At 66.5% G+C, this 20,675-nt stretch carries 20 protein-coding genes; 14 read left to right on the forward strand and 6 right to left on the reverse strand.

The features are described from left to right. The first annotated feature begins 343 nt into the window (after window positions 1–343). From bchF to hemA, 14 genes are read left to right on the forward strand one after another with little or no spacing between them, the layout of a single operon-like run. The gene (bchF, locus tag M0208_RS09940; protein WP_258891546.1) at window positions 344–883 is read left to right on the forward strand and encodes a 2-vinyl bacteriochlorophyllide hydratase; all 540 of its coding nucleotides are present in this window, start codon (window positions 344–346) and stop codon (window positions 881–883) included. Further along, window positions 880–2,148 carry a ferredoxin:protochlorophyllide reductase (ATP-dependent) subunit N gene (locus tag M0208_RS09945; protein ID WP_258891547.1) on the forward strand — a complete coding sequence of 423 codons (1,269 nt, stop codon included), beginning with the start codon at window positions 880–882 and terminating at the stop codon, window positions 2,146–2,148. The genes bchF and M0208_RS09945 overlap by 4 nt, the downstream gene beginning before the upstream one ends. Before the next feature lie 4 nt (window positions 2,149–2,152). After that, complete coding sequence (gene bchB / locus M0208_RS09950) at window positions 2,153–3,688, forward strand: ferredoxin:protochlorophyllide reductase (ATP-dependent) subunit B (RefSeq protein ID WP_258891548.1); 1,536 nt, start codon at window positions 2,153–2,155, stop codon at window positions 3,686–3,688. Further along, window positions 3,678–7,334: a magnesium chelatase subunit H gene (locus tag M0208_RS09955; RefSeq protein WP_258891549.1), complete on the forward strand. Its 3,657-nt coding sequence runs from the start codon at window positions 3,678–3,680 to the stop codon at window positions 7,332–7,334. Before bchB ends, M0208_RS09955 begins: the two co-directional genes overlap by 11 nt. A 14-nt stretch (window positions 7,335–7,348) precedes the next feature. Next, on the forward strand, window positions 7,349–8,233 hold the full coding sequence (bchL, locus tag M0208_RS09960; protein ID WP_258891550.1) for a ferredoxin:protochlorophyllide reductase (ATP-dependent) iron-sulfur ATP-binding protein: 885 nt from the start codon (window positions 7,349–7,351) through the stop codon (window positions 8,231–8,233). Continuing rightward, on the forward strand, window positions 8,230–8,934 hold the full coding sequence (gene bchM / locus M0208_RS09965) for a magnesium protoporphyrin IX methyltransferase (protein ID WP_408988087.1): 705 nt from the start codon (window positions 8,230–8,232) through the stop codon (window positions 8,932–8,934). Before bchL ends, bchM begins: the two co-directional genes overlap by 4 nt. Continuing rightward, complete coding sequence (locus tag M0208_RS09970; RefSeq protein WP_258891551.1) at window positions 8,931–10,430, forward strand: BCD family MFS transporter; 1,500 nt, start codon at window positions 8,931–8,933, stop codon at window positions 10,428–10,430. The genes bchM and M0208_RS09970 overlap by 4 nt, the downstream gene beginning before the upstream one ends. Window positions 10,431–10,443: 13 nt before the next feature. Further along, window positions 10,444–11,217 (forward strand): photosynthetic reaction center subunit H, encoded by a 774-nt coding sequence (gene puhA, locus M0208_RS09975; protein ID WP_258891552.1) that lies wholly within the window; start codon window positions 10,444–10,446, stop codon window positions 11,215–11,217. Next, a complete protein-coding gene (puhB, locus tag M0208_RS09980) occupies window positions 11,214–11,834 on the forward strand; it encodes a photosynthetic complex putative assembly protein PuhB (RefSeq protein WP_258891553.1) in 621 nt (206 codons plus the stop codon). The genes puhA and puhB overlap by 4 nt, the downstream gene beginning before the upstream one ends. After that, window positions 11,831–12,304 carry a photosynthetic complex assembly protein PuhC gene (gene puhC, locus M0208_RS09985; protein WP_258891554.1) on the forward strand — a complete coding sequence of 158 codons (474 nt, stop codon included), beginning with the start codon at window positions 11,831–11,833 and terminating at the stop codon, window positions 12,302–12,304. Before puhB ends, puhC begins: the two co-directional genes overlap by 4 nt. Then, window positions 12,301–12,591, forward strand: a complete 291-nt coding sequence (locus M0208_RS09990; protein WP_258891555.1) for a hypothetical protein — start codon at window positions 12,301–12,303, stop codon at window positions 12,589–12,591. The genes puhC and M0208_RS09990 overlap by 4 nt, the downstream gene beginning before the upstream one ends. Next, entirely contained in the window at window positions 12,588–13,649 is a 1,062-nt protein-coding gene (acsF, locus tag M0208_RS09995; protein WP_258891556.1) for a magnesium-protoporphyrin IX monomethyl ester (oxidative) cyclase, read from the forward strand. Before M0208_RS09990 ends, acsF begins: the two co-directional genes overlap by 4 nt. Continuing rightward, a complete protein-coding gene (puhE, locus tag M0208_RS10000; RefSeq protein WP_258891557.1) occupies window positions 13,646–14,440 on the forward strand; it encodes a putative photosynthetic complex assembly protein PuhE in 795 nt (264 codons plus the stop codon). Before acsF ends, puhE begins: the two co-directional genes overlap by 4 nt. A gap of 34 nt (window positions 14,441–14,474) precedes the next feature. After that, a complete protein-coding gene (gene hemA / locus M0208_RS10005) occupies window positions 14,475–15,695 on the forward strand; it encodes a 5-aminolevulinate synthase (RefSeq protein WP_258893218.1) in 1,221 nt (406 codons plus the stop codon). A 269-nt stretch (window positions 15,696–15,964) separates the two neighbouring features. Here hemA and M0208_RS10010 read toward each other — a convergent pair whose 3' ends face one another. The 6 genes from M0208_RS10010 to pufB all read right to left on the reverse strand — a co-directional run bounded on the left by M0208_RS10010 (window position 15,965) and on the right by pufB (window position 20,664). Next, entirely contained in the window at window positions 15,965–17,242 is a 1,278-nt protein-coding gene (locus M0208_RS10010) for a DUF3422 family protein (RefSeq protein ID WP_258891558.1), read from the reverse strand. 10 nt (window positions 17,243–17,252) lie between these two features. After that, the gene (gene pufC / locus M0208_RS10015) at window positions 17,253–18,350 is read right to left on the reverse strand and encodes a photosynthetic reaction center cytochrome PufC (protein WP_258891559.1); all 1,098 of its coding nucleotides are present in this window, start codon (window positions 18,348–18,350) and stop codon (window positions 17,253–17,255) included. Then, the gene (gene pufM / locus M0208_RS10020) at window positions 18,347–19,321 is read right to left on the reverse strand and encodes a photosynthetic reaction center subunit M (RefSeq protein WP_258891560.1); all 975 of its coding nucleotides are present in this window, start codon (window positions 19,319–19,321) and stop codon (window positions 18,347–18,349) included. Before pufM ends, pufC begins: the two co-directional genes overlap by 4 nt. Window positions 19,322–19,333: 12 nt before the next feature. After that, window positions 19,334–20,155: a photosynthetic reaction center subunit L gene (gene pufL / locus M0208_RS10025; protein ID WP_258891561.1), complete on the reverse strand. Its 822-nt coding sequence runs from the start codon at window positions 20,153–20,155 to the stop codon at window positions 19,334–19,336. A 114-nt stretch (window positions 20,156–20,269) separates the two neighbouring features. Further along, on the reverse strand, window positions 20,270–20,455 hold the full coding sequence (gene pufA / locus M0208_RS10030) for a light-harvesting antenna LH1, alpha subunit (RefSeq protein ID WP_258891562.1): 186 nt from the start codon (window positions 20,453–20,455) through the stop codon (window positions 20,270–20,272). Between the two features lie 44 nt (window positions 20,456–20,499). Next, window positions 20,500–20,664, reverse strand: coding sequence for a light-harvesting antenna LH1, beta subunit (gene pufB, locus M0208_RS10035; protein WP_258891563.1), 165 nt, complete (start codon window positions 20,662–20,664; stop codon window positions 20,500–20,502). Between the last annotated feature and the right edge of the window lie 11 nt (window positions 20,665–20,675).

The raw sequence follows: 20,675 nt of genomic DNA on the forward strand, positions 1-20,675 counted from the left end.
GGTCGCGCAGTCGTTCGGACGGGGATTGGATAGGAGGAGATCCCGGCTTTCGGCGGAGGGCGTAGGAGCGGTCGCGAGGGACGAAATCAGGCGCGGCCTGCCTGCTGTCGAACGTGAATGCCATACCCGGTTCTCCTGACCCGGTTTGCTACGCACAGTCGGAGATACCATCTTTGGCTGCCCCGGCGACTCGGGATGCTATGCCCATTGCGGCCATATTACAATGCACGCCGAAACGATTGCTCCGCTTACTGTCCACCTTTCTTTACGTCAGGTGTAATTGACACTTGCCGCCCGGTGGTTCTACCATCGCGACAGTATAGAGGGAGGCGGACGGAGCGCGATGCGGAACATGCATCACACCCCCGGCACGACACAGCGGCACACCGCCGCGCCGCTCTACACGCCCGAACAACGCGCCCGCCGCGATGCGACCCGCTGGACGCTGGTGCAGGGCATTCTCGCGCCGTTCCAGTTTGCGGTTTTCCTGATCAGTTTCGTGCTGGTGCTGCGCTACCTGTCGACCGGCGACGGCGCGACCGCGGCGACCGTGTCGATCGTGGTCAAGACGCTGACGCTCTACACCATCATGATCACCGGCTCGATCTGGGAAAAGGTGGTGTTCGGCAAATGGCTGTTCGCCCCGGCCTTCTTCTGGGAGGACGTGTTCAGCATGGCGGTGTTGGCGCTGCACACCGCCTATCTGGTCATGCTGATCGGTGACCTGGGCACCGAGCGCGCGCGGATGCTCCTCGCGCTCGTCGCCTACGCCGCGTATGCGATCAACGCCGGGCAGTTCGTGCTGAAGCTGCGCGCGGCGCGGCTGCAATCCGCGTCCCAGCCCCCGTCCCAGTCCACGCCATCGATGGCGGCGGTCGCATGACCGCGGCGCTGCCCGTCGCAGGGGCCGATTGCCGGCCAATCCTGCGGGAGCGCGGCCAGCGTGAGGTATTCTGCGGCCTGACCGGGATCGTGTGGCTGCATCGGAAGGTGCAGGACGCCTTCTTCCTGGTCGTGGGCTCTCGCACCTGTGCTCATCTGCTGCAATCCGCCGCCGGGGTGATGATCTTCGCCGAACCGCGCTTCGCCACCGCGATCATCGAGGAACGCGATCTGGCGGGCCTCGCAGATTGCAACGAAGAACTCAACCGCGTCGTCGACCGGCTGCTGGACCGGCGGCCCGAGATCAGGATGCTGTTCCTCGTCGGATCGTGCCCGTCGGAGGTCATCAAGCTCGACCTGTCGCGCGCCGCCACACGGCTGTCGGCGAAACACGATGCGGTGCGCATCCTCAATTATTCGGGCAGCGGCATCGAGACGACCTTCACCGAGGGCGAGGATGCGTGCCTCGCCAGCCTGGTCCCGACGCTCGCCGCCGACACCAGCGACGCGCCCGCCTTGATGATCGTCGGCGCGCTGCCCGATGTGGTCGAGGACCAGTTCCTGCGTCTGTTCGCCGAACTCGGCATCGGTCCGGTCCATTGCCTCCCCGCACGCCGCGCCGATGCGATGCCGCCGGTCGGCGCGAACACGCGTTTCCTGCTCGCGCAGCCGTTCCTTGGCGAAACCGCGCGCGCGCTGGAAGACCGCGGCGCGCAGCGGCTCGATGCGCTGTTCCCGTTCGGGGCGGAGGGCACGACCGCCTGGCTCCACGCCGCGGCGCAGGCGTTCGGCGTCGACGAGATGCATTTCCGCCGCACCGTCGCGCCGGGCCGCGAACGCGCCAAGCGCGCGATCGAGCATTCGCGCGAACGTCTCGAAGGCAAGCGCATTACCTTCCTGCCCGATTCGCAGCTCGAAATCCCGCTCGCGCGCTTCCTGTCGAACGAACTCGGGATGATCCCAGTCGAGGTCGGCACCCCCTATCTCCACCGCCGCCATCTCGCAGGCGACCTCGCGCTGTTGCCCGAAGCGACGATCATCAGCGAAGGGCAGGATGTCGATCGCCAGCTCGATCGTGTCCGCGCCGACCGGCCCGACCTGACCGTCTGCGGGCTCGGCCTCGCCAACCCGCTGGAGCGCGAGGGGCTGACGACGAAATGGGCAATCGAACTGGTCTTCTCGCCGATCCACGGCTTCGATCAGGCCGGCGATCTCGCCGAACTCTTCGCGCGACCGCTGCGGCGGCGCGACGTGCTGAGGGTCTAAGGCGATGAAGCTGACCGTCTGGACCTATGAGGGACCACCCCATGTCGGCGCGATGCGGATCGCGACCGCGATGGAGGGCGTGCATTACGTGCTCCACGCGCCGCAGGGCGACACCTACGCCGACCTGTTGTTCACGATGATCGAGCGCCGCGGCAAGCGCCCCCCGGTCACCTACACCACCTTCCAGGCACGCGATCTGGGCAAAGACACCGCCGAACTCTTCCAGCGCGCCGCTCGCGACGCCTATGACCGCTTCCGCCCGCAGGCGATGCTGGTCGGTGCATCATGCACCGCCGAACTGATCCAGGACGATCCCGCAGGCCTCGCGCAGGCCATGGCGCTGCCCTGCCCGGTGATCGCGCTCGAACTGCCAAGTTATCAGCGAAAGGAGAATTGGGGCGCGAGCGAGACCTTCTACCAACTGGTGCGTCGGCTGGCCGACACGACGGCTGTAACGACGCCGCGCGAAGACCGCCGCCCCCGCGCGAACATCCTCGGTCCGACCGCGCTCGGCTTTCGTCACCGCGACGACGTGGTCGAGATTCGCCGCTTGCTCGAAACGCTAGGCGTAGACGTGAACGTCGTCGCCCCGCTCGGCGCGACCCCCGCCGACCTCGCCCGCCTTGGCGATGCCGATTTCAACATCTGCCTCTACCCGGAAATCGCCGACACCGCCTGCCGCTGGCTCGATAAGACCTTCGGCCAGAAAGCCGTCCGCACCGTGCCGATCGGCCACGCCGCGACGCGCGACTTCATCGCCGAGGTCGCCGCACTTGCGGGCGTCGATCCCGCCGCGGCGCTCGATACGTCGAACCTGCCGTGGTGGAGCCGCTCGGTCGATTCGACGTACCTGACCGGCAAGCGCGTGTTAGTGTTCGGCGACGCGACCCACGCCATCGCCGCCGCTCGCGTCGCGCGCGACGAACTGGGGTTCGAGGTGATCGGCCTCGGCTGCTACAATCGCGAATTTGCGCGAGAACTAAAAGTCGCGGCGGCGCAGTACGGCGTCGAACCGCTCATCACCGACGATTATCTCGAGGTCGAAGCCGCGATCGCCGCACTCCAGCCTGAACTGGTGCTCGGCACACAGATGGAACGCCACATCGCCAAGCGGCTAGGCGTCCCCTGCGCGGTCATCTCCGCCCCCGTCCACGTGCAGGATTTCCCCGCGCGCCATTCGCCGCAGATGGGCTTCGAAGGCGCGAACGTGCTGTTCGACACCTGGGTCCACCCGCTCGTCATGGGGCTGGAGGAACACCTCCTCACCATGTTCCGCGATGATTTCGAGTTTTCGGATCATGCGGGGGCAAGCCATCTTGGGCACGCGACGAAAGCTCCCGAAGCGGTTGCCGTTGAACCTGTAGTCGCCGTCGCAGAACCCGGCGGCTGGACCCCCGAAGCCGAACGCGAACTGCTGAAAATCCCGTTCTTCGTCCGCGGCAAGGCGCGCCGGAACACCGAACGCTACGCGACCGAACAGGGCCTGCCTGCGATCACGCTGGCCACCCTTTATGACGCGAAGGCGCATTATGCCCGATAGTGTCGCCACCCCCGTCCGCGTGGTCATCATCACGCTCGACAATCACCTGTCGGGCGCGGTGCGGCGGGCGCGGGAACGGTTCGCGGGCACCGGGATCACGATCGGCTTCCACGCCGCGTCCGACTGGGCCGACAACCCCACCGCACTCGACGCCGCGCAAACCGATATCGCGCGCGGCGACATCATCCTGCTGACGATGCTGTTCCTCGAGGACCACATCCGTGCGGTGCTCCCGCAACTCCGCGAACGGCAGGAATACTGCGACGCGATGATCGGCCTGATGTCCGCCGCCGACATCGTGAAACTGACCCGCATGGGCGACTACCGCATGGACAAGCCCGCGACCGGGCTGTTGTCGCTGATCAAGAAACTGCGCGGCACGAACAAGGCGGGGGCGAGTTCGGGCGCGGGCCAGATGGCGGTGCTGCGGCGGCTCCCCAAACTGCTGCGCTTCGTCCCCGGCACCGCGCAGGACGTACGGGCGTATTTCCTGACGATGCAATATTGGCTGGCGGCGTCGGACGACAATGTCGTCGACATGATCCGCGCGCTGGTCGATCGCTACGCCGACGGCCCGCGCCGGGCGCTGCGCGGTACGCTGAAAGCCGAGCTCCCGCGCGAATACCCCGATGTCGGCGTCTATCATCCCGCGATCGTCGCTCGCATCGCGCACCACGTCACCGATCTGCCGGTCCGCCGCGGCACGAAAGGCACCGTGGGCCTACTGATGCTACGCTCCTACGTGTTGGCCAAGGATGCAGGCCATTACGACGGCGTGATCGCGGCGATGGAGGCGCGCGGGCTGGACGTGATTCCGGCGTTCGCGGGTGGGCTGGACGGCCGTCCAGCGATCGACAAATTGTTCATGAAGGACGGCGTCGCCACTGTCGACGCAGTGGTGAACCTGACTGGGTTCAGCCTCGTCGGCGGACCCGCGTACAACGATGCGGTCGCGGCGGAGGAAATTCTCGCCAAACTCGACCGCCCGTATATCGCCGCGCATCCGGTAGAATTCCAGACGCTGCAGGCATGGGGCGCGAACCGGCAGGGGCTGCTCCCGCTCGAAGCAACGATGATGGTCGCGATCCCCGAATTGGACGGCGCGAGCGGACCGATGGTGTTCGGCGGGCGCTCCGACGGATCGGGCGACGCCTGCACCGGCTGCGCGCGCAGCTGCACCTTCCCCGCCGCCGACAGCGTGCGTGCGATGCAGGCGTGCAGCGAGCGCGCCGAGATGCTCGCAGGCCGCGTGCTGAAACTGATCGAGTTGCGCCGCGTCGAAAATGCTGAAAAGCGCATCGGCGTGGTGCTGTTCAACTTCCCGCCCAACGCGGGCGCAGCGGGCACCGCGCAATTCCTGAGCGTGTTCGAATCGCTGCATGCCACGCTCAAGCGGCTGGCGAGCGAAGGCTACTCGGTCGACGTCCCCGAATCCGTCGATGTGCTGCGCAGCGCGATCCTCGGCGGCAACGCCGCGCGTTACGGCAGCGAGGCGAACGTCCATGCCCGTATCGGCGCGGACACGATCGTCGCGCGCGAAACATGGCTGAACGAGATCGAGGCGGCGTGGGGGCCAGCCCCCGGCAAGCTGCAATCCGACGGCACCAGCGTCCACATCTACGGCGCACAATTCGGCAACGTCTTTATCGGCATCCAGCCCGCGCTCGGCTACGAAGGTGATCCGATGCGCCTGCTGTTCGAGGGCCGCTTCGCCCCGACCCACGCCTTCGCCGCATTCTACCGTTGGCTGCGGGAGGATTTCCGCGCCCACGCCCTGCTGCATTTCGGCACCCACGGCAGTCTGGAATTCATGCCCGGCAAACAGGTTGGGCTGACCGCCGAATGCTGGCCCGACCGGCTGATCGGCACGATGCCGAACATCTACCTCTACGCTGCGAACAATCCTTCCGAAGGCGTGCTGGCCAAGCGGCGTTCGGGCGCGACGCTCGTCAGCTACCTGACGCCTGCGCTGACCAATTCGGGCGTGTACAAGGGGCTCGCCAACCTGAAGGGATCGGTTGATCGCTGGCGTGTCGCCGATTCCGGAAGCACGGAAATCGCGCCGCTCGAAGAGATCATACACGGACAGGCGGAAGCGCTTGACCTGAACGGCGACGATATCGCCGCGCTCGCCGCGAAACTCTATGAGATCGAACGCGAACTGATCCCGCAAGGGCTGCACATCGCGGGCGCAGCAACAACGCGCGAGGAGCGGGTCGACATGATCGCCGCCTCCGCCGAAGCACGCGGCGAGCCGATCGCGCACGACCAGATCGAGGCGCTGGTCGACGGCGCGCTGAAACCCACGACGCCGCTGCTGAAGGACATGGCCGCGCTGAACGCCGCGCTGGCGCAGAACGGCGAACTCGACGGCATCGTCCGCGCGCTGTCGGGCCAGTATATCCGCCCCGTCGCGGGCGGCGACCTGCTCCGCACCCCCGACATCCTGCCGACCGGGCGCAACATCCACGGCTTCGACCCCTTCCGCCTGCCCTCCGCTTTCGCGGTGCGCGACGGTGCGGAACAGGCGCAACGCCTCCTCGACCGCCGCGTCGCGGATTCGGGCCATCTCCCCGAAACGGTCGCGATGGTGCTGTGGGGCACCGACAATCTGAAAAGCGAAGGCGCGCAGATCGCACAGGCGATGGCGCTGATGGGCGCTAGGCCCCGCTTCGACAGTTACGCGCGGCTTGCCGGGGCAGAACTGATCCCGCTCGACGAACTGACGCACCCGCGGATCGACGTGATCGCCACGCTGTCCGGCGTGTTCCGCGACCTGTTGCCGCTCCAGACGCGGATGCTGGCTGAAGCCGCGCTCCTCGCCAGCAGCGCCGACGAACCGGTCGAGCGTAACTTCGTCCGGAAACATACGCTGGCGCACCAGGCCGAACACGGCTGCGACCTCGAAACCGCCGCGCTGCGCGTCTTCTCCAACGCCGAGGGAGCCTATGGCGCGAACGTCAATCTGATGATCGACAACGGCGGCTGGTCCGACCCCGACGAACTCGCCGACAGCTTCGAACGGCAAAAGGGGTTCGCTTACGGGGTGAAGGGCACGCCGGTGCGCCAGGCTGCGTTGCTCGCGTCGGCGCTGAAGACCGTCGATTGCGCGTACCAGAATCTGGAGAGCGTCGAACTCGGCATCACCACGATCGATCAATATGTCGACGCGCTCGGTGGGATCAGCCGCGCGGTGACGCGCGCCAAGGGCGTCCCGGCCCCGGTCTATATCGGCGACCAGACGCAAGGCGCGGGCAAGGTGCGCAGCCTTCAGGAACAGGTCGCGCTCGAAACCCGCACGCGGATGCTCAATCCCTTGTGGACCGAGGCGATGCTGCGCCACGGTTACGAAGGCGTGCGCCAGATCGAGGGCCACGTGACCACCACGATGGGCTGGTCCGCAACGACCGGAGAGGTCGATCCGTGGGTGTATCAGCGGATCGGCGAAACCTATGTGCTCGACGCAGAGATGCGCGAACGCCTGACGCGGCTCAACCCGCGCGCCGCCGCGCGCGTCGCGAACCGCCTGATCGAGGCGAGCGAACGTCAATATTGGACCCCCGACGCCGCGACGCTCGCGGCGCTGCACAATGCCAGCGACGCCATCGAGGATGCGCTGGAAGGCGTGACCGCGGCTGCCGCCTGAGAGGATTTAACACCATGGCCCTTCACGACCCGATACGACCAGACGGCGACGGCAGCGTGCAGGTCGCGCTCGACCCGCGCGACGAGATCACCGGCGCAAAGGTGTTCGCGGTGTACGGCAAGGGGGGGATCGGCAAATCGACCACCTCGTCCAACCTCTCCGCCGCCTTCTCGCTGCTCGGCAAGCGCGTGCTGCAGATCGGCTGCGACCCGAAGCACGACAGCACCTTTACGCTCACCAAGAAACTGATGCCGACCGTCATCGATGTGCTCGAAACGGTCGAATTCCATCACGAGGAGTTGCGTCCCGAAGACTATATGTTCGAGGGCTATAACGGCGTGATGTGCGTCGAGGCGGGCGGGCCGCCCGCCGGCACCGGCTGCGGCGGATACGTCGTCGGGCAGACGGTGAAACTGCTGAAACAGCATCATCTGCTGGAAGATACCGACGTCGTGATCTTCGACGTGCTGGGCGACGTGGTGTGCGGCGGGTTCGCCGCCCCGTTGCAGCACGCCGAGCGCGCGGTCGTGGTTGCGGCGAACGATTTCGACAGCATCTTCGCGATGAATCGCATCGTCGCCGCGATCAAGGCGAAGTCGAAGAATTACGAGGTTCGCATGGCGGGCGTCATCGCCAACCGCTCCGCCGCGACCGATGAGATCGACCGCTTCAACGAAGCGACCGGGCTGAAACGGCTCGCGCATTTCCCCGATCTCGACGCGATCCGCCGCAGCCGCCTGAAGAAATGCACGTTGTTCGAGATGGAATCGTCGCCCGAAGTCGACGCCGCCTGCCTCGAGTACAAACGTCTCGCCGCGCAGATGTGGGCCGGGTGCGAGCCGCTCGAGGCACGGCCCATGAAGGACCGCGAAATATTCGAGTTCCTGGGCTTCGAATGATGGCCAGCGCGCCCATCCTTCCTTCAACCTACGATCGCTATCGTACGCGGCTGGAGACCTATTTCGATCGCACCGCGTCGAAGGCGTGGGAACAGCTTACCTCCGACGCTCCGGTCAGCAGCATCCGCGCCACCGTCCGGGCGGGGCGTGAGCGGATGCGCGGCACGTTGCTGTCGTGGCTGCCCGACGACTTGACGGGCATACGGTTGCTCGACGCGGGATGCGGCACGGGTTCGCTTGCGATCGAAGCTGCCGAGCGCGGTGCCGAAGTGGTCGCGATCGACGTCGCGGGCAGCCTTGTCGCTGTCGCGCGGCGGCGTGCGCCCGCGCACCTGGCGATCGACTGGCGTGTCGGCGACATGCTCGATCCTGCGCTCGGGCGGTTCGACCATGTCGTCGCGATGGATTCGCTGATCCATTATCCCGCGTCCGAGATCGTCGCGACGCTCCGCGCGCTGGCCGGGCGAACGAACGGCTCGATCGTCTTTACCTTCGCGCCGCAGACGCCGCTGCTGATGGCGATGCTCGGCATGGGGCGGCTGTTCCCGCGCGGCAACCGCTCCCCTGCGATCCTGCCGATGCGCGACCGGCTGCTCCGCACGCTGATCGGCGATACGATCCCGACGGCGCGGATCGGTCGCGATCAACGCATCTCGGCCAGTTTCTACACCAGTCATGCGATGGAGGTGCTGACCGCATGAGCGGCATGGCCGCCCTCAAGGCCTCACTGGCCCCGCAATCGACGCCTGACGGCGCGCCCGAAAACAGCCGTGCCGACGCGCTGAAGAACGGCGCGTTCTGGAACCGGCTCGGTACGCGGTTCCTGCCGTTCGCGGATGCGGCGAGCGCGGAATTGCCGCTCGCGCGGTTGCTGCGGCTGTCGCTGTTCCAGGTGTCGGTCGGGATGGCCGCCGTGCTGCTGACCGGCACGCTCAACCGCGTGATGATCGTCGAGTTGGGCATGTCGGCCAGCATCGTCGCGGCGATGGTTTCGCTGCCGTTGCTGTTCGCGCCCCTGCGCGCGCTCGTCGGGCACCGGTCGGACCACCACCGCTCGCTGCTCGGGTGGAAGCGCGTACCGTATATCTGGTTCGGGACGCTGATGCAGTTCGGCGGGCTCGCGTTGCTCCCATTCGCGCTGCTCGTCATGTCGGGCGGCGGACAAGGCCCCGCGATCGGCGGCCAGATCGGCGCGGCGTTCGCGTTCCTGCTGATCGGCGCGGGGATGCACACGACGCAGACCGCAGGCCTCGCGCTCGCGACCGATCTCGCCCCCGAAGCGTCGCGCCCGCGCGTCGTCGCATTGCTCTACGTCATGCTGCTGCTCGGCATGATGGTCAGCGCGCTCGTCATCGGGCGGTTGCTAACCGATTTCACCCCGACCAAGCTCGTCCGCATCGTGCAGGGCGCGGCCGTCGTCACGATGGTGCTGAACCTCACCGCTTTGTGGAAGCAGGAGGCGCGCAACCGCGCCGCGACCGACCCGCAAGCGCCGCGTCCCGCGTTCGCCGCGATGTGGCGGCAGTTCGTTGCGCAACCGCGAACGATGCGGTTGCTGGTCGCGGTCGGATTGGGCGCGGCGGCGTTCTCGATGCAGGACGTACTGCTGGAGCCTTACGGCGGGCAGGTGCTCGGCCTGTCGGTCGGCGCGACGACCCGACTCACCGCATTGTGGGCGGCGGGGATGCTCGCCGGGTTCGCGCTCGCCGCGCGGCAATTGGGCGCAGGCGACGATCCGCACCGGCTCGCCGGGTTCGGCGGGGTGGTCGGGATCGCCGCCTTCCTGTGCGTGATCTTCGCCGCGCCGTTCACCGCCCCCGGATTGCTCTCGGTCGGTGCGTTGCTGATCGGTTTCGGCGCAGGATTGTTCTCGGTCGGCACGCTGACCGCCGCGATGAATATCGCCGATGAAGGGCGCACCGGCCTGGCGTTGGGTGCCTGGGGTGCGGTGCAGGCGACCTGCGCGGGCGCGGCGATCGCGGTCGGCGCGGTCGTGCGCGACCTCGTCTCCGCCGCTGCGGTCGCGCGCGATCTGGGACCGACGCTCGCCGCCCCCGCGACGGGTTATGCGCTCGTGTATCTGGTCGAGATCGCGCTTCTGCTCGGCACGATCGTCGCGCTCGGTCCGCTCGTCCGCGGCCGTGCGCACGAAATCAATCAACCGGCCCGGTTCGGCCTCAGCGAATTTCCGATCTGAAGGGGATGCTACGATGAACCTGGAACTCACCCGCGGAATCGACGTGGCGTTGCTGGTGTTCTACGCCTTCGTCCTGTTCTTCATCGCGCTGATCTTCTACCTGCGCCGAGAGGATCGCCGTGAAGGCTATCCGCTGGAGGACACGGTCACGGGCCGCGTCGACAGCCCCGGCGGGCCGCTGTCGCAGGCCACGCCCAAGACCTTTCGCCTGCCCCACGGACTCGGCTTCTCGACCACGCCCACCAAAGGGCGCGAGGCGGTGGACATCGCCGCACGCCGCACCGATCGCTTCCCCGGTGCGCCTTATTCGCCGACCGGCGATCCGCTGGCCGACGGCATCGGCCCCGCGGCCTGGGCCGATCGCGCCAAGCGCCCCGATGTGGATATGGAAGGCCATCCGCGGATCGCGCCGCTCAGCACATTGAGCGATTTCTTCGTCGCGCGCGGCGATCCGTCGCTGGTCGGCTGGCCGGTCTATGGCGCGGACGGCGCGAAGGCGGGCGTCGTCGCCGACCTGTGGGTCGATCGCGCCGAACGGCTGGTGCGCTATCTGCAGATCGAGGCCGCAGGCGTCGGGCGCGGCGTGCTCGCGCCGATGACGATGGCCAAGGTCGATCGCCGCCGCGGCCATGTCGTGATCGATGCGCTGAACGCCGCGCAGTTCGCGGGCGCGCCGGTTCCGGCCGAAAGCAACACGATCACGCTGTATGAGGAAGAACGCGTCGTCGCATACTTCGGCGGCGGCTATCTCTACGCCAACGCCAGTCGACAGGAGCCGTACCTGTGACCCCGACCGAATATGAAGTCGAACCGATCCCCGGCCTGCCCGGCCATTTGCCGCCGGGCGAGCGCATCCTGTGGCAGGGTTCGCCCGATCGCCGCACGCTGGCCCGCACCGCGTTCCACACACGATTGGTGGCGGCGTATTTCCTCGCGCTCGCAATCGTCTCCGCAGTGTCGGGATCGATGTTCGGCCTGCTGATGACCGCCACGCTCGGCACTTTGTCGGTCATCCTCCTCAACCTCCTCGCCTGGTGGTCCGCGCGATCGACGATCTACACGCTGACCGACCGGCGGATCGTGCTGCGGATCGGCATGGCGTTGCCGACCTGCATCAACCTGCCGCTGATGCAGGTCGGGGCGGCGGGACTTCATCTGCACACGAACGGCGTCGGCGATGTCGCGCTGGCGCTCGCGACGCGGCAGCCGCTCGGTTACGCGACATTGTGGCCGCACGCGCGGCCGTGGAAGCTTGCGCGGCCCGAACCGATGCTGCGCAGCATCGACGACGCGACGCGGGTCGGCGCGCTGATCGCGCGGACCTGTCTTTCGGTCAATCCGACCGGGGCGCTGACCCCGGCCACGACGCCCGACGCGCATTATCCCGAGGCGGTGGCGGCATGAGCAAGCACGACCACGACAATATGCTGCCACGCGGCGCGCTGTATTTCGCGGGCGGGCTGGTGATCTTCGCGCTCGCCGCGACCGCGACCGCGCGCATCGCGAACATAACGCCTGCCGCCTCACCCGCCGTGCTGCGCGCCGAGACCAAGGACGCGCCCATTGCGTCGCGGCACCTGCGCTTCGTCGATCGCGGCGAAGGCGCGGTGGTCATCACCGATACGCAAACCGGACAGATCGCGCATATCGTCAAGGCGGGCGAGGAAACCGGCTTCATCCGCGGCGTGATGCGCGGGCTGGCGCGCGAACGCCGGATGCACGGCATCGGCAATACGCCGCCGTTCGTCCTGACCCAGTGGCGCGACGGCCAACTGAGCCTGGACGACAGCGCGACCGGGCGTTCGATCGAACTCGGCGCATTCGGCAACACCAACCGCGCCGCCTTCGCCGCCTTGCTGGAACACACGACATGATCGGCCGGACCAGCTTCGACACGCCGTGCCGTGTGGAGATCGAACACAGCGAGGAATTTCTCTGCGCGCACGTCGACCTGCCCGACGCGATCGAGATTCGCCCCGGCGACCAGGTTCGCGTCCACGGCGGCGGCTTCGCGGTGCCGTTCGGCGAACGCCGCGTGTTCGAACGCACCGCGACGGTCGAACGTGCGGGCGCGCTCGAACGGCTGTGGACGAAGGTCGCCGGGCATTTCGAAATGGCCGAACTCTACGAAGTCAGCTTCAGTCCGGGAGCGATCCGATGAACGCCATCACCAAGATCGAAGCGGCGGACACCCTCGCCATCGCGCGCGAGGATACGGTCCTCAGCCCGCGCTTCTACACCACCGATTTCGCCGCGATGGACCGGATCGACGTGACCCCGGTGCGCGCCGAATGGGACGCGCTGATCGCCGAAATGGCGGCCGATCCGAACAAGCGCCACTTCCGCCGTGACGAAAGCTTTACCGGCGTCATCGAAAGCCTGCCCGACGGGTTGCGGCAGGAATTTACCGACTTCCTCGTCAGTTCGCTGACCGCCGAATTTTCCGGCTGCATCCTGTATGCGGAAATCGCCAAGCGCGTGAAGAACCCCGACATCCGGCAATTGTTCAAGCTGATGAGCCGCGACGAAAGCCGCCACGCGGGCTTCATCAACGATACGCTGAAGGACGCCGGGATCGGCATCGACCTGGGCTTCCTGACGCGGACCAAGAAATACACCTACTTCCGGCCGAAGTTCATCTTCTACGCGACGTATCTTAGCGAGAAGATCGGTTACGCGCGCTACATCACGATCTACCGCCATCTGGCGAAGCACCCCGAACTGCGCTTCCACCCGATCTTCCAGTGGTTCGAACTGTGGTGCAACGACGAATTCCGCCACGGCGACGCCTTTGCGTTGCTGATGCGCGCGGATCCGAAACTGCTGAGCGGCGTCAACAAACTGTGGGTCCGGTTCTTCCTCGTCGCGGTGTATGCCACGATGTACGTCCGCGATCACAACCGCCCCGCCTTCCACGCCGCGCTCGGCATCGATCCGTCCGATTATGATGCGCAGGTGTTCCGAATCTGCAGCGAGATCAGCCGTCAGGCCTTCCCGCTGACGCTCGACACCGACGCGCCGGGTTTCCGCGCCGGGCTGGAGGCGATGCGCCGGGCCGCAGCACGGATCGACGCGGGCAAGGCCAAGGGCGGGATCGCCGGGTTCGCGCAGCGCGCCGTCGGCGTCGCGGGTGCTGCGGTCACCTTCGCGCGGCTCTACCTGCACCGCACGAAGAAGAGCGAGGCCCCCGCGACGATCCGGCTGGTTCCGGCCTGGTGACGCTGGCGCCGCTCCTGTTCGCGCTCGTCATGTGGTTCGTCGGCACAGGCGCGGTCGTGTGGCTGGACAGCCGCCCGCGCGCGACGTTCCGCACCAGCTTTCGGATGGCGGGAATCGTCGCGCTAGCGGCGACCGCGGTCGTCTGGGCGACGCGCGGCGCGTACGACGCGACCGGTGCGTATATCGGGTTCGCCGCCGCAATCGCGATCTGGGGCTGGCACGAACTCGGCTTCCTGATGGGGTTCGTCGCGGGACCGAACCACACCCCCCGGCCCGCCGACGCCACCGGCTGGCGGCGCTTCCGCCTCGCCACCGCGACGGTCATTCACCACGAACTCGCACTCGCCGCCACTGCATTGGCGCTCGCGGCGCTGACCTGGGGCCAGCCGAACCAGAGCGCGACGCTGACCTTCGCGTTGCTGTTCGCGCTCAGGTTGTCGGCGAAGTTGAACCTCTATCTCGGCGTTCCGAACCTCAGCGACGAGATTTTCCCGGAACACCTTGCTTATCTGAAAACTCATTTCGGACGGCCGCGCGCGATGAACGCGTTGTTCCCGTTCTCGCTGTTGCTGGCGGGCGGGGCGTTCTGGTGGGCGTGGAGCGTCGCCGACGCGACGAGCGGCGGGACCGCCACCGCCGCGACGCTGATCGCGGGGCTTGCCGCGCTCGGTTTCGTCGAGCATCTTTTCCTGGTGTTGCCGCTCCGCGACGGGGCGATGTGGCGCTGGGCTTCGAACAGGGCCGTAAAGCCCGTCGTCATCACTGGAGGGGAGCCAAATCATGGCCAATGAGACGTTCGCCAAGGACACGTTCACAAGCGCGACGATGGATTATGAATCCTTCTTCGAACGCGAACTGGCGACGTTACGGGACGACGGGCGCTACCGCATCTTCGCCGAACTGGAACGCAAGCGCGGCGCCTTCCCGCGCGCGGCGCGCCACGCCGACGGCGCGGTCAGCGACGTGACCGTCTGGTGCTCGAACGACTATCTCGGCATGGGCCAGCATCCCGTCGTGATCGACGCGATGCACGCGATGCTCGACCAATGCGGCGCGGGTGCGGGCGGCACGCGCAACATCTCCGGCACCACCCACGCGCACGTTCTGCTCGAGGAAGAACTGGCCGATTTGCACAACAAGGAAGCGGCGCTGCTGTTCACCAGCGGTTATGTCTCGAACTGGGCGGCGCTGTCGACGCTCGCGAGCCGCCTGTCCGATTGCGTCGTGATGTCCGATGCGCTGAATCACGCGTCGATGATCGAGGGCATTCGTCACAGCCGCGCCGAATGCCAGCGCTTCACGCACAATTCGCCCGAAGATCTCGATCGCCGCCTGTCGCAGGTAGCGCCGGGCCGTGCGAAGCTGGTCGCGTTCGAAAGCGTATATTCAATGGACGGCGACATCGCGCCGATCGCCGAGATCCTCGACGTATGTGAGGCGCATGGCGCGCTGTCGTATCTCGATGAGGTCCACGCGGTTGGCCTCTACGGCCCGCGCGGCGGCGGCGTCGCCGAACGTGAAGGGTTGATGGACCGGATCGACGTGATCGAGGGCACACTCGGCAAGGCGTTCGGGGTGATGGGCGGCTACATCGCCGCGTCGGCCGCGCTCGTCGATTTCGTCCGCAGCTTCGCCAGCGGCTTCATCTTCACCACCGCACTGCCGCCTGCACTGGCGGCGGGGGCGGCCGCCTCGATCCGTCACCTGAAGGTCAGCGAGATCGAACGCGCCCGCCACCGCGACCGCGTGGCGCAAGTCCGCCGCCGCCTCGACGCGATCGGCATCCCGACACTCGACAACCCCAGCCACATCATCCCGGTGATGGTCGGCGACGCGAAGAAGGCGAAGATGATCAGCGACTGGCTGCTCGACGAACACGGCATCTATGTTCAGCCGATCAACTATCCGACCGTCCCCGTCGGCACCGAACGCCTGCGGCTGACCCCGTCGCCGGTGCACAGCGATGCGGACATCGACAAATTGGTCACCGCGCTGAGCGAAATCTGGTCGCATTGCGAACTCGCGCGGCGGGAGCTTGCGGCCTGACGCTGCAAGAACCCGGCATGGCCCTTAGTGGTCGGGAACAGACGCCAGCCACGCGCTTTCCTACAGACGCGCAGCCATGCTATGCCGCATAACTCGCTATGAATGCCGCTTTTTGACATCGTCGGCCAGGTTCGCGGAATGAAGCGCATTTCGTGTGAACTTGGGTGAACTTTGGTCGAAATCGCAGGGAATGCCGCCGCGTCCACGTCGAGCGGATCGTCATCCTTTATCCTGCCGGTTCCGATGCGGCATGATGGAGCGGCCTGAAACTAATCGTGCAGCGCGCGCTGGAACCGGCGCACCGCCAGCCAGACCGCAAACAAGACCAGCGGAACGGCCCCCGCCACGACCAGATCGTGCCTGGCCCCCGGCGTCGCCTTCACCACATAGGCGATGAGCGCGACCAGATAGTAACTGATCGCGACCACCGACAGCCCTTCGACCGCCTGCTGCAGGCGCAGCTGAACCCCCGTGCGGCGGTCCATCGATTCGAGCAGATCGCGGTTCTGCCGCGCGAGCGCGATATCGATCCGCGTGCGCAGCAGTGAACTGGCCCAGGCGGCGCGCTGCGACAGATCGTCGATCCGCGCGGAAAAGGAATCGCACGTCCTGACCGCCGGCACGAGGCGCCGTTCGGTGAAATCGGCCAGCGTCTGATAGCCACGCACCGCGCCGATCTCGAGGCTCGCCAGCCGCTCGGTCGACAGCGTTGCATAGGCGCGCGTCGCCGTCATTCGATAGCGCGTCGCCGCGGCGATCCGCGCCAGCTCGGCCGATACGAAAGTCAACTCGTCAAGCAACGCAGCATCGTCGGTGCCGGGTTCTGACACGGCGTGGGTCAACGTCGACAACCGTTGCTCCAGCCGAGACACCTCCGGCGTCGCGGTCTGAGCGGTCGGCAGTCCGAGCAGCGCCATGTTGCGGTAATTGCCCAATTCCTGCAGCCGCTGCACCAGTTGCGCGGTTTCGTCCCCCTCCAGCCCACGGTCGGCGACCAGCAACCGGCCATAGCCATCGGGATGGAGCGTGAAATCGGACATCGCGCGCGCCCGGCCACCCGCCACGTCGCACACGATCAGCGCCGTCGCCTCGAACATCGCCTCCAGCGCCGCTCTGTCAGGCAGCGCAGAGTCTTGCGAGGTAACCGCGATCTGCGTCGCGCGGATCACTTCACCGGGAAATGCCGCGATCAGATGATCCGCACCGGCAAAGTCGCCGGGATCGAACGGCGCATCGAACTGGCCTCCGCGGATTAAAGTGTAGCTCGCGAATTCGGTATGGCCCTCCCACACCAGCGTCAGCCCGTTCAGGGGGATCACGGCGTAACGTGCGTCCGCTGGCAATGTGACGCCGTGCGCGACCGCGATCTCGACGATCGCCGTGCGGCTCGCCGCCGCCGCCCCGTCGCCAAGCAATGTCACGACCTGCATCAACCGGCATGGCGACGAGAACCGCGGCAGGCGGCGGACGTGCATCTCCGCCGACAGCGCGGCGCGCAACCTGTGGCTGGGGATGCTCAGCCGGTGCGGTTGCGCCCCGGCTGTCATCCGAGAAGGATTACCGCGTCGCGGTTACCGGCGCGGAGGGCGTCCCCTCCTGTCCCTCGCTCGCTGCGGCCGGCGGGATCGACGGCGCGCCGCCCTTCAGCGACGCGGGCGTCGCGACCGGGAACAGCCCCGGCGCTTCGCTGCGCATCGACACCCCGCCAAGCGGCTTCGCCAGCCCCTGGTGACACGTCAGGCAATTCGCTTTGTAAGGATCACCGTGCGGCCCCTTGCGATTGGCGGGAAACACCGACGCCAGGCTGTTGATATACTCGTCGTTCACGTCGCGCACCATGCGGATGCCGTAATAAGCCGTCGCCCGCTGCGCGCGGCTGAGCGGCCAGGCGCCCATCGACTGCGTATTGTGGCAATAGGTGCAGTTGACGCCCAATGCGCCCGAGATGTGCATCATCAGGCCATAGGTCGCCTCGGTCTGCTTGATCGACGCGCCGGGCGTGCCGCTGCGCAATCCCGTATCGCCCGCGATCCGGATGTTATCGCCGCCCTGCAAATAGGCGGCGAAAGGATCGGACGGCAAAGATGCGTATCCGACATTGGGGTCGGGCGTATTCTGCCCCCGCTTGTTCCCGCGGATCGTCAGCATCGTCGGCGATCGCTCGGCCAGCGCCCATTTATATTCGGGCACCGCATTGCCGCGGTGGCAGGTCCAGCACGTCACCCCGGTCTGCCCGACATGGCTCGCCCAGCGCGTGTTCAGCGTGCGCGTCATCTGCAGCATCCGGCGCGCGACGACCTTGGTGTATTTCTCGTCGGACGCCAGGTTCGCCGGGTTGTGGCAGTAATTGCAGCCCTGTTCGGGCGGCGCGACCCATTGCGTGATCTCCGCCATCAGATGATCGAAGCGCTGCGAACTGAGCCCGCCCAGCACGGGCACGTTCTGGTACGTTGCGGCCGCGGTCGGACCCTCGTCGGGGGGCAACGGATAAGGTTGCTTGGGGATCGCAGCCGCGGCGCGAACCGTCGTCGGATCGACGATCTGATCCATGCCGGTGCCGCGAAAGCCGGTCTGCTGCGACACCTTGGGACCGAGCTCGCACGCGCTCAGCACCAGCGGCAGCGCGATCATTGTGGGGGCTAGAAGCCGGTTCATCGCACTGCCCCCGCCAGCGTCGCGGGATCGACCGTACCCGTCGTCGGATACGCCGGCGCATAATGATGCTCGATCGCCCAAAGATACCAATTGTCGACCACGGTGCCCGTCAGCAGGATGCCGATCCCACCGGTCAGCGTCGTCAGCACCGCGAACCACCACGCCCAGCGATGGATCGATTCCATCGTCGCGTTGAATCCCATCGTCCAGCGCCAGAACAATGCCGCGCGTTCGGAGGCGGTGCCGCGGTCGGTGATCTGTTCGATCTCGCGCTCCCCGCCATAGCGCCCGACCGCCAGGATCGTCGCGCCGTGCATCGCGAACAGCAACGTCGATCCGTAGAGGAACGCGATCGATAGGCAGTGGAAGGGATTGTAGAACAGATTGCCGTAACGGATCGAGAAGGCCGCGGTCCAATCGAGGTGCGGGAAGATGCCGAACGGCACGCTTTCCGCCCAGCTGCCCATCAACATGGGACGGATAAAGCCCAGCACGACCATCAACCAGATCGCGCTGGCGAACGCCCACGACACGTGCGTCCCCATGCCGAGCGCGCGCGCCCGCACATATGTCCGCGCCCACCACAGGACGACCGATGTCGTCAAGCAGAAGCCGGCGATCTGCCACCACCCGCCTTGCGCCAACGGCACGAATAGGGTGAAGCCCCATTCCGGCCCCGGCGGCTCCAGCGCCAGCCACGGCAGTTGCCGCACGAACTGAACCGGATCCCAATTGACGCTGGCCCACATATTGAGCCCGGTGATCTCGAACGCGAGTAAGCCGAAGATCAGCGACGCGATGCCGAGCTTGCCGAGGTAGATCGGCCCGATCTGCGCCGCGCCGATCTTGCCCATCCAATAGGACGAACCCGGCCGCCCGATCCGATCGAACGATCCCGCCGGCAGCCGCGGCCCTGTTTCCGGCGTGCCCCTGATCTGCACCTGGGTGAAGAGATTCTGATAGCGTGCCATGTCAGCGTCCCCTCACGACCAGATCGGAAGATTGAGCCACCACGTCCACCATTCGGGCCAGCCGCGCGTCCACAGCGGCCCCGAAATGATGATGCACACCGCGCTCCAGAAGCCCGCGCTCAACGCCAGGAACAGGCCGAGCCGGTGGATGCCGAGCGTGCCGATCGAATAACCGATCGTGTCGCGGAAGAAGGTGTCCTCATATTCGGGCGACTTCACCTCGCCACCTTTTGGCGGATTCACTGCCGACAGGATCAGCCCGCCATGCAGCGCCAGCGCCAGCGTGGTGGTGAAGAAGAAGCTCACCGCGATCATGTGCGCGGGATTGTAGTGGAAATGGAGGTACTGGTATCCGGTGTTCGACACCCAATCGAGATGGCTGAAGATGCCGTAGGGGAAGCCGAAGCCCCACGCCCCCAGCATCATCGGGCGGATCACCACCAGGCTGATGTAGGCGAAGATCGCAAAGCCGAACGCGAACGGCACATGGTATCCGATGCCCAGCTTGCGGCATATCTCCACCTCGCGCAGCGCCCACGAGACGAACGCCCCGATCGCGCACAGGGTGATGATCTGCCAGAAACCGCCTTCGCGTAACGGCGCCAGGCCCAGGCCATAGGATATGTCGGGCGGCGCGATCGAAATCAGCCACGGGTTCCACGTCGGCCCCAAAGAGGCGGCGTAGAAGATCAGCGCCGTGCCCAGCACCGCGCAGATCAGGCTCGTGACGCCGAAGAACCCGACATAAAAAGGACCGACCCAGAAATCGAAGAGGTCGCCGCCGATCAGCGTGCCGCCCCGCACCCGGTATTTCCGCTCGAAGCTCAGCAGCATGACGGTCCCTCCTTCCGCCGGACGCGCGCCGGCGGGTCGCTCAAAGTCTAGTCCGTGCGTCTGGACGGACGCGGCCCGCAGGGTGCGACCGCGCCCGTCCTCGCGCCCGCGCCGTTAAGGCGTGGTCGTGGCCGCAACCGGCGCCACCGTTGCGACAGGTGCCGCCTTCGGGCCGTCGAGCCAGTTGAACTTGTCGGTGCTGAGCAGGATGAAGTGAATCAGCAATGCCAGCACGAACAGGAAGATAAACAGCGCCACCAATGAGCGGCGCGGATCGAAGATAAGCCAGATTCTCCACATGACGTGGCTCCTTTCAGTTTGCGTTAGTCACGCGTCTCACCAGCCTACAGCCAGGGCCGCCACATCCACGCGAGCACGTGTGCGCCCACCGCGACGGCGGTGAAGATGAAGAAGCTCGACATGAAGAGTTTGTGGAACTCCTTGGCTTCTTCAGGGGTCAGGTACGTTCCCGGCCCGACCCTTTCGTCTCTCTCTCTCAAATCGCCCATGGTTTGATCTC

Source organism: Sphingomonas sp. SUN019 (assembly GCF_024758705.1).
Taxonomy (GTDB): Bacteria; Pseudomonadota; Alphaproteobacteria; order Sphingomonadales; family Sphingomonadaceae; genus Sphingomonas.